The 9,509-nt window shown below is 32.3% G+C and carries 8 protein-coding genes and 2 pseudogenes; all 10 read right to left on the bottom strand.

All coding sequences use genetic code 11. From position 1 onward, the window contains the following. Positions 1-50: 50 nt before the first annotated feature. Positions 51-566 (bottom strand): ParA family protein, encoded by a 516-nt coding sequence (locus tag D3H64_RS08610; protein ID WP_199700159.1) that lies wholly within the window; start codon positions 564-566, stop codon positions 51-53. A gap of 145 nt (positions 567-711) precedes the next feature. Next, on the bottom strand, positions 712-861 hold the full coding sequence (locus tag D3H64_RS10350; protein ID WP_199700160.1) for a hypothetical protein: 150 nt from the start codon (positions 859-861) through the stop codon (positions 712-714). Between the two features lie 2 nt (positions 862-863). Beyond that, complete coding sequence (locus D3H64_RS08620; protein WP_000488162.1) at positions 864-2,573, bottom strand: ABC transporter ATP-binding protein; 1,710 nt, start codon at positions 2,571-2,573, stop codon at positions 864-866. Further along, positions 2,566-4,305, bottom strand: coding sequence for an ABC transporter ATP-binding protein (locus D3H64_RS08625; RefSeq protein ID WP_001114256.1), 1,740 nt, complete (start codon positions 4,303-4,305; stop codon positions 2,566-2,568). Before D3H64_RS08625 ends, D3H64_RS08620 begins: the two co-directional genes overlap by 8 nt. 140 nt (positions 4,306-4,445) lie before the next feature. Next, positions 4,446-4,964 carry a ClbS/DfsB family four-helix bundle protein gene (locus tag D3H64_RS08630; RefSeq protein ID WP_000708365.1) on the bottom strand — a complete coding sequence of 173 codons (519 nt, stop codon included), beginning with the start codon at positions 4,962-4,964 and terminating at the stop codon, positions 4,446-4,448. 50 nt (positions 4,965-5,014) lie between these two features. Next, a complete protein-coding gene (locus tag D3H64_RS08635; RefSeq protein ID WP_000079884.1) occupies positions 5,015-5,587 on the bottom strand; it encodes a TetR/AcrR family transcriptional regulator in 573 nt (190 codons plus the stop codon). A 75-nt stretch (positions 5,588-5,662) separates the two neighbouring features. Next, positions 5,663-7,501 carry a recombinase family protein gene (locus D3H64_RS08640; RefSeq protein ID WP_121565841.1) on the bottom strand — a complete coding sequence of 613 codons (1,839 nt, stop codon included), beginning with the start codon at positions 7,499-7,501 and terminating at the stop codon, positions 5,663-5,665. Positions 7,502-7,597: 96 nt separating this feature from the next. Next, positions 7,598-8,593, bottom strand: a pseudogene (locus D3H64_RS08645) (type IV secretory system conjugative DNA transfer family protein); the annotation flags it as partial. After that, entirely contained in the window at positions 8,586-9,320 is a 735-nt protein-coding gene (locus D3H64_RS08650; protein ID WP_070607660.1) for a BRO family protein, read from the bottom strand. The pseudogene D3H64_RS08645 and the gene D3H64_RS08650, both read right to left, overlap by 8 nt. After that, positions 9,317-9,439: pseudogene (locus tag D3H64_RS08655) on the bottom strand (PcfB family protein); the annotation flags it as partial. The pseudogene D3H64_RS08655 and the gene D3H64_RS08650, both read right to left, overlap by 4 nt. Between the last annotated feature and the right edge of the window lie 70 nt (positions 9,440-9,509).

The raw sequence follows: 9,509 nt of genomic DNA on the forward strand, positions 1-9,509 counted from the left end.
GAAATTTACATGGCGTCTTTTTTTTTCACAATTGAGTGGCTAAGTTCATTCTAAAATCCACCGGTTTTTAAAAGTTCACTAATTCCTACAATAGCAAAAATTTGAGTATCTGCTACAATAAGTACACTATCTGCTGTACAAAGGGCGTTTATAGTTAAGATATTAAGTGATGGCGAAGTGTCTACAAGAATATAGTCATATTGCTCTTGTAAAAGTTCAGTGATGTCCGATAATATCCTTTCACTTCCAGTTTCCATTCTCATTTGTGCCTCAGCAACTGACAAATAAATGCTAGAGGGGATAATATTTATATCATCATACACTGTAATATATTCTTTTAGTAAATATCTCTCTTCTTCCAATTCCGCCATTAATAAATGTCCAATTGTTTTTATATTATCATCAGCATTTTCTAATCCAAAGCATCTTGTAAGATTGGCTTGCGGATCAAGGTCAATCACCAATACTTTTTTTCCCAGTTCTTTTAGTGAATAGGCAAGGTTTAGAGTTGTAGTTGTTTTTCCAACACCGCCTTTTCGATTGGCTATGGTTATAATTTCTGCCATAAAGTCCCTCCTTCTTCTCTATACAGAGATTTCATTTTATGCTATACTTTTAGATAATTTTGAGTATAAAAAAAGATGATAGTCTCAATCCATCATCAAGTTTAAAAGTTTTGTGGAAGCCTTTAACCATTGATTTTACTTGGATTTATTGTACTATCATCATTATAGCATTATCCCCACTTCCACTTTTCCCTGAAATTAAAACGAATTCACCTTTTTTAATTTCAAGATTGATATTTTTTAAAGCAGTTCGCCCATCTTCCCATTCATAAGAAACATTTTTTAACAAAATCATGATTATACCTCGTACTGAGCTTTCCATAATTTTGTGTAGTAACCATCTTTCTCAAGAAGTTCCCCATGCTTTCCTTTTTCAAGTAAATTTCCTTTTTGAAATACGAGAATTTGGTCAGCTTTTTGAATGGTTTTTAAATGATGAGCCACTACAAGTACAGTTCTATTCTTTGCAAGTTCTGTAATAGCATCTTGTATCAAAGATTCATTTACAGGATCAACATTACTTGTCATTTCATCAAGAATTAAAATAGGTGCATCCTTTAGAAAAGCTCTTGCAATAGATATTCTTTGTCTCTGTCCACCTGATAAAATCCCACCATTTTCTCCAATATCAGTTTCATAACCTTTTGGTAAACTCATAATGAAATCATGTATCCTCGCTTTCTTTGCAGCTTCAATGATTTCTTCTTTCGTTGCTCCTTTTTTACCTACCTTGATGTTTTCTTCAATGGTATTATCAAACAACTGAACATTTTGCATGACAATACTAATACGATCTAAAAGCTCATCATAAGGAATATCCCTTATATCAGTTCCTCCGAGGGTAATTTTTCCTTTATGCACATCATAAAATCTTAAAAGCAAGTTGGTTATAGTAGTCTTTCCACTACCTGATTCTCCAACTAAGGCTGTCATAGTTTTTTCAGCAATAGAAAAGCTCAATTTTTCCATTTTAAATTCATCTTTTTCATAGGAAAAATCTATGTTTTCAAAAGCTATATCATTATCCATCGGAACAATTCCATTCACTTTATCCGGGATTACATCTGCATATAAAATTCTTGAAAGTCTTTCGTAACTATCTACCGCCGAAACATAGTTCATATAGTGTTGTTCCATAGAAGCGAACGGCTTATAAAACTCTTTTGAAATTACTGCAAAGATAATAAAATTAAGTACATCAAGACTTCCCTTTATAACAAGTATTGCTCCTGCAATTAAAAGAACTAAATATCCAATATCCAGTAAAAACCCAAATATAGATAGCTGTTTTGCCTTGAATCTTGAAGCTACTTTGCTTGTTTCTCCAAACTTTTTTGTCTTGTTCATAAGCTCATTATCCAAGCTTTTATTGTTTGAAAAACTCTTTAGTACAGGTATTCCTCTAACATATTCAACAAATAAGCTAACCATATCAAGAAGTGCTGAATTATTCTGATTCTCTATTCTTTCAGATTGCTTAATTGTCAGATATAGAAAGACAAGTGCAATCGGAACAGATACAGCCATTAGAATAGCAAGTTTGAAATCAATACTTGCAAGACCGATAAATACGACTGCACCTATCAAAAAATCGCCAAACATTCTCGACCACATGTGTCCTACAACAAGAGACATATTATCAACATCTTTGTGTAAAATTGTATTGATCTCTCCCAGTCTTTCATTGGTATAAAATCCCAAACTGAATTTTTTCAATTTAATAATCATGCGTTCTCTGATTTGCTGAACAATATCAAAACCTGCACTATGCTTTTTCATATCTGCAACCATATTACAAATGCCTTTGAATACTACAAGTAACCCAATTGCAATAAAACCTTTATATAAACTTGCTAAACTCGTCCCATCAAATATCTGAAACAGTATAGAAAATACGATAACAATCATGGCTATGGAGCTTAGTCCATAAAGGGCAAAGAATACACTTGATATAATCAAATCTCTCTTGCCGGTTTTTGTAAGCAGCTTTAACATTTCTCTAAACATTTTCTGTTACCACCTCTTTCAAATTCCATCTATCTACCTTGTTCTGTGCTTCAACCATATCCTTATAGAACTCACATCTTTTCATCAACTCTTCATGGCTTCCTGCATCAAGAACAACACCCTTATCCATAACTATAATTTGGTCTGAATCTCTAATTGTGTTTAGATGATGAGCAATTGTAATAATGGTTTTATCCTTGCTTAAATCGTCAATTGCTTCGCCGATTAGTCTTTCATTTTCACTATCAACAGCTGCCATTGCTTCATCTAATATTAAAATCGGTGCATTTTTCAGTATCATTCTTGCTATGGAGATTCTTTGTTTTTCTCCACCAGATAACTTAACTCCCATTTCACCTACTCGTGTTTCATATCCATTTGGCAATGCTGAAATAAAATCATGGCATCTTGCTTTTTTAGCAGCTTCTATGACTTCTTCTTTTGTTGCATTTAGTTTTCCAATTGCTATATTTTCAAAAATACTTAAATCAAAAAGGATAACTTCTTGTTGCACACTACCAATCAGCATTGAGATATTTTCTTGACTATATTCTTTTATATCTTTTCCATTTATCAGTATTTGTCCTTCATCTGCATCCCAAAATCCCATAAGCAAATTAGATACAGTACTTTTCCCACAACCACTTGCTCCTACAAAGGCGTTCAAACTATTTTTCTTAAAATTCAAATTGATATTTTTAAGCTCAAAGCTATCTTTTCCGTATGCAAAATTCACATCTTTAAATTCTATATTTCCAAATTCTAAACCTTGTTCTGTCTTTTTCTTTGGAAGCGGAACTGTTAAAACTTTTCCAATCGCCTTTAGTGCTTCCTTAAACACAATAGAAAAATGTTGCAATGTAGCCGTCTTACTTATAGATGCAGTAAAAGCAGACGATAAAATAATGGCAAGTATAAAATTAGGGGTTGTAATATTTCCATAGTAAAGAAATATACTTCCCAAAATCATGACAATAACTACTCCAATTTCCATAAATATGTCAATGAGTCCCATTGGAATTGTAATTGCTCCCATGCTCTTTTTAACCCAGTAAATATATTCTCTTGCCGTTTTTAATGTTCTTTCACTAATCTCCTCTTCTTTAGCAAAAGCCTTAATCACAGAAATATTTTTTACATATTCCATTAGCTCTTCTCTCATCTTATTTTCATGGTTAAAGTAAATAGCAAAGTTTTTATCCATTGTTTTCTGTGAAAGAACTTTTACCAAATACATGAGTGGAACTCCAGCAATCATTCCAAGAGCAAGACGCCAATCAACAAAAATCATAGCTACAAAAATAATGGTAGGCAGAAGTGTAACTGCCATTATTTCAGGAAGACCATGGGCAAGGTATACTTCCACTTGCTCTACATCATGTTGAACAATGTTGGTAAGCTCTCCTGTATTATGTTCTTTAAAGAATCCCAAACTTAGTTTTTTCAGATGACCGATAATATCTAACCTAAGTTCTGTTAATTTTTCGTATGCTTTCTCATGGGCAACCTTTGTTGCAAAATAATAAAACACTCCTTTTAATACAAACGATATAAAGATTCCCAAGAATATATACTTTAAATTACCTTCGTTAATATTGTTTGTGATTAAAGAACTAATCAAATATACAAGTAAGATTTGTGGTATCAAATCAAATACTATTTTTAAAGCAAGAAGTGAATTGGATAAACTATTTTTCCCAATCACTTTTTTCCTTAATTCTTTTTCCGGCATGAACAACTCTCCTTTCAAAATTGAATAATATTGAATTTTAATTCAGTATTAAGGTTTAAAGTAAGACTTTGCTGATTACGCAAAGTCTATTTTATCCGATCACTATATTTTTTTAAATTACTGTATCAGCAAATCAAAAATTATAGCACAATCTTTTTCCATTTTCTAATCTTAGTTCTAAACGTTCCAAAAGGGGCAACCGTATTAACATGAATAAACTTATAAACTTCCCATGTCGCTGTTTTAGTAGCTTCATCAGCCCATTTTCTCATATGCGGTTGAAATAATTCTTCTTCACTTAGTGTATCAATCATTGTATAGATAGATATAATATTTTCTTTCAATCGTTTCTTTAATTCTTCTATCGATAAATGAGCATAAGTATCGGTAAACCACTGATATAATTCTCCAAGTTGATTCCATTTAAACATATCCGACGGTGTCTTTACTTCAAAACCGTTTTTCTCATCTTTTTCCCATTTCAAAACTAATGTTGTCCATCCGAGTTGATAAGCAAGATTTTCTGCTGGTGTTCTGTCAACTTCAGGGACTCTCTTATCTTTGAGAGATTCAGGAATAATATCAAATTCAGAAATATACTTTTCAAAACTTTTATTTATCTCAGATTTCAGTTCTTCTTTATCTTTATATATCTTCAAAATATCTCCTCCAAAAATTTAAATTTATCGCATTTAAATATCAAATCAACTTACAATGATTCCACTCCCTTGTAATAACACTTTGCAATAAGTTTTAGCATATCTTTTGCCCACTTTTCACTTTGATAATGCCTTGCTATTTCAAGAAGTCCCTCTGTAAAGTTACTGGCTAAAATATGGGCAAGCATTGGATCATATTCCTGTTTCGATTGTCTTTTTAAACTTACTTCAATATGAACCTGCATTTGCGATATGAGTTTTTGTTTTGCTTCTGTATGCTTTGTACCTGAGCTTTTATCCATTAAAATAATTAACTTCTTACGATCTTTTAAAAGTTCATGAATATAATTTTCTCCAACTTCATCAAACCTTTCAGAAGCAGAACCTTTTTCCAAAGATTCTTCCTCATTAAAAGCTGACTCGAAGTTTATATAAACAGAACTTACTACTGCATCAAACAAAACTGCCTTATTTTTGAAATAGGTATAAATTAGTGCCACAGGAATATCTGCTTCTTTTGCAATTTCTGTTAATTTGGCACCTCTATAATCCTTTTTATAAAATACTTTTTCTGCTGCTTCGAGTATTCTATTTCTAACTTCTTCTTTTAATACTTGTGCCATAGCACACCTCTTTCTATTCCAATACTGAATCTATATTTAATTATAAATTAAAATTCAATATTTTTCAAGATAGATTTAAATATTTGTTTTTATATACTCACTCACCGGTATCCCCACTCTTTTCAAAACCTTTATTTTCTCCTGTTTCTTCTGTTCTCTTCTTGCCTTATATTTATCTTCATACTCTTTCTGTTTTCCACTCGCTTTACGCTTTAGGTAATTTTGATGTAGCTTGTCTTTTCTTTCTTCGATTTTTCTTTCTTCTTCCTCAAGTTTTTGTTTTTTTTCTTCGCTTAACTCCGCCTGTGGTAGTTCGTAATTACCTATGAAATTAAAGTAAATTTCTATCTTTTGCTTTGATGTCTGACTTCCTTTTCTATCTCTTTCATGTACGATAATCTTTTCTACAAACTCATTTATCATTGTAGTTGTAAGTTCATCAAAGTTTTCATAACGACTGATAAGAGATATAAATTTTCTTGCTCTGTCTGTTTCTTTTTCATATCTTGATACCTGCTGCTCTAAATCTTTGATCTCTTTGCTTAAAGTTATCTGCTCTGTTTCATATTGATTGTTTAGTATCTCATATCTGCTATTTGGTATTTTGTTAAGGATCATATCTTCGTAAATTCTGCACATAAGTCGTTCGAGTTCCCTAAGTCTGTTTTGGCTTTCCGTTAATCTTACCTTTTTCTTTTCTATCTCTATTTTTTCTTTTTCTTCCATTTCATTTTGAATGGAACAGATAAAGGCTTCATTATCTTCATCAAGGTATTTTTTAATATCTTTTAGTGTGTCTTGTATTAAATTTAAGACTACTTCCGCTTTTATTCTGTGTGCTGATGGACAAAGCATGCCACAAGGTGTTTTAGTATAGGCACTGCAAGTGTAATAGGGTATATTTTTGTAATTGCTTGTTCTATGAACATACATTTTACTTCCACAATCTGCACAATACATCAGTCCTGTGAGTGGGTGATATTCTCCCCAACCGTCAGGATACCTTTTTACATTTCCTCTTATCCTTTGCACATTGTCAAAGGTTTCTTGATCTATAATTGGCTCGTGTGTATTTTCAAAAATAAGCCAGTTATCCCCGGATACATATTTGCTTTTCTTGTCCTTGAAGTGTTTTCTTGTTTTGAAATTGACTGTATGTCCCAAGTATTCCTGTTTCTTTAAAATGCTTGCTATGGTTGAGCTGCACCAACGATAGGGATGTTCAAAGTTTTTGCTTTGATATAGTCCATAGCCTAATTTCTGTTGATGATAGGCTGGTATATCTACTTTTTCACTCTCCAATATCTTTGCTATTCGATACGGACCATTTCCTTGCATGGTCAGGTTAAATATTCGCCTTACTATCTCTGCTGCTTTTTCATCTACTATCCACTTGTTTTTATCTTTTTCATCTTTGATATAGCCATAAGGCGGTGTACTTGCAGTATGTTTCCCACTTTCGCCTTTTGACCTGAAAGTCGATTGGATTTTTCTTGATGTATCTCTTGCATACCATTCGTTCATGATATTTCTAAAAGGGGTAAAATCATCTTCTCTGTAAAAACTATCTACATTGTCATTGATAGCGATTAGTCTTACGCCCTTTTGTCTTAGTATCTCCATACATTGACCGACTTTGAGATAATCTCTGCCAAGTCTGCTCATATCTTTTACAATGATACAACCAATATTTCCTTGATTGACTCCGTTCATCATTGCCATAAATCCCGGTCTGTCAAACTGCGTTCCACTGATTCCATCATCTGTAAAGTGAATGATGTTTGACAAATTATTTTTGCTTGCGTATTCTTCCAATATTTTTTTCTGATTGATGATAGAGTTACTCTCTCCTTGCAGTTCATCATCACGACTTAATCTCTCATAGAGTGCTGTTATCTTTTCAAAATTCCTCATTTTTACCCCCTTTCTCTTAATTTTTCAATAAAAAAAGAATTAAGAAGTACATATTTCACTAAAATAGTGATTAAGTGTTCTCCTTAATTCTATTACTCCTGCTGCCAGCTTATATTTCTTGTATTGCTTAACTGCAAAATGACTTGGATCTTTCTTTTCAAGAGCTTCAAAAAGCCTATCAATTGGGTTCATATAGGTTTCGTCATCTTCTCTAACCTCACTTGCGTCAATCATATCTAAGAGTGTTTTAAAATTCTTTTCTTCTTCAGGTGCTTCATAATAAATATACCCAATAAGAGCAGTGTAATATAACTTTTCAGCCTTTACCCAAAAATCTTCTCCTGCCTTTTCTCCATCTCCCTTGGTGTTAGCAATTATGGTTTGGACAAGCTTTAAAATATCTTTTTCACTTCTCAAATATGCAAAGGGATTGTATTTCATAGATTTTTTAAAGTTTATTGTGTTTAATATCTTTATGTCGTAACCATTTTCATAAAGCATTTTTCCACATTCTAACACAAGTGTGCCTTTAGGGTCTGTTACTACATAGGAAGAATGCATTTGCATTAGATTTGGCTTTACATAAAATCTCGTTTTACCTGATCCAGAACCACCTATTACTAATACATTTTTATTTCTGGCATATTTAGGGTTTTTAGGTCTTGAGTTCATTGTTAGTCTTTCGGTATTAGTTATGAGAACATTGTTTTCAAACTTAGGGTCAATATATGGAGCAATATCCTTACTTTCTCCCCATCTTGCAGATCCATATTCCTTGCCTTGCCTATATTTCTTTTTGTTTTTACCTTTGCTGTAAACAATTAACTTAACAAGACCAGCAACTGAAATACCTACTAACAAGTCCCTTGGATTAAGGCTTGGTATATAAGATAAAGTTCCTATATCAGAAATTCCCACCATTATTTTATCAATAATATCTCCTCCTACATAAGAATTGATGTGCTTAGAAAAGATATTTCCAATGTAGAAGAATGATAGATAGGGAATGTTTGATAATATAAATTTCTTTGGGTTGTCTATTTTAATTAAGTTTTTAATATCAGAAAGAATGGCTTCTAATACCTTATTCATCGTAGAAACCTTCGCTATCTAATAAAATTAGTAGGTAGTGCCTTCCTTTTGGTGTTATTAATGTTTGTATTCCTACAAGTGTACCTAGTGGATCAACCCATTCTTTTACTTCAAAATATCCCTTGTTCTTATCTGCATAAGGTAAGAGTTTCTTTTTCTTATCTCTGTAAATTAATCCCTTATCCATTAGAAAACTTATAAACTGATTTTGTGGTATTCCTAACTCCTTGGCAGTATTTCTAAAGTTTGTAAGTAGGTTATAATCTACTAATTTGTCATAATAGTCTGCCTTTGGTCTTAATTCTTCAATCTCTTCTTCTCTTTCGGCAATAATTCTATTGGCTACCAGAATTGCATCTGCAAGTAACTCTTCATTAGTTTTCTTTTCTTGCCCTACTATATATCCTCCATTTTTTCTAATACTTGGTAAGACTTCTCTAGTTACCCAAGCTTTGAATATTTTTGCTTGTGGTAGTTTTGATGAGAGGATAAGTGAATACAATCCTGATTCGTTAATTATTGAAATATTCTGTATTCCTCCAGGGGTGTTCCATTTCGTTACACCCTTATCTTCTTCGTCTACATGGTCATAAATAGCTTTTCTGGGATTGACATATCCTAGCATAGTTGCTACTTCATTTGCTATAAAGAAAAACTCACCATCTTTTTCAATAACAGTGAGTTTCCCAAAATTCTTATTTTCAAATGTTTTTAGATTAGTTATCATAAGCTTTGCTCCTTATGTTTATTTTTAACTTTATCTTTGCTAATGGTGTCCTTAGCCATATTTTTAAACTTATTTATAGTCTTCGTTATTGAATCTTTTCTATCGGCCTTTCTTTCAGAAGCCTTAACTGTGTTTGGCAATTAAAAAATCAACCACTTTGGCAATTAAAATCCAACCAGCGTGGCAATT

It is taken from the genome of Atopobacter sp. AH10, from assembly GCF_003664595.1.
Classification (GTDB): Bacteria; Bacillota; Bacilli; order Lactobacillales; family Aerococcaceae; genus Atopobacter.

Excerpts from the sequence above, each read along its gene's own strand:
- D3H64_RS08610 (WP_199700159.1), bottom strand. The coding sequence starts at position 566 with ATGGCAGAAATTATAACCATAGCCAATCGAAAAGGCGGTGTTGGAAAA.
- D3H64_RS10350 (WP_199700160.1), bottom strand. The coding sequence starts at position 861 with ATGATTTTGTTAAAAAATGTTTCTTATGAATGGGAAGATGGGCGAACT.
- D3H64_RS08620 (WP_000488162.1), bottom strand. The coding sequence starts at position 2,573 with ATGTTTAGAGAAATGTTAAAGCTGCTTACAAAAACCGGCAAGAGAGAT.
- D3H64_RS08625 (WP_001114256.1), bottom strand. The coding sequence starts at position 4,305 with ATGCCGGAAAAAGAATTAAGGAAAAAAGTGATTGGGAAAAATAGTTTA.
- D3H64_RS08635 (WP_000079884.1), bottom strand. The coding sequence starts at position 5,587 with ATGGCACAAGTATTAAAAGAAGAAGTTAGAAATAGAATACTCGAAGCA.
- D3H64_RS08640 (WP_121565841.1), bottom strand. The coding sequence starts at position 7,501 with ATGAGGAATTTTGAAAAGATAACAGCACTCTATGAGAGATTAAGTCGT.
- D3H64_RS08650 (WP_070607660.1), bottom strand. The coding sequence starts at position 9,320 with ATGATAACTAATCTAAAAACATTTGAAAATAAGAATTTTGGGAAACTC.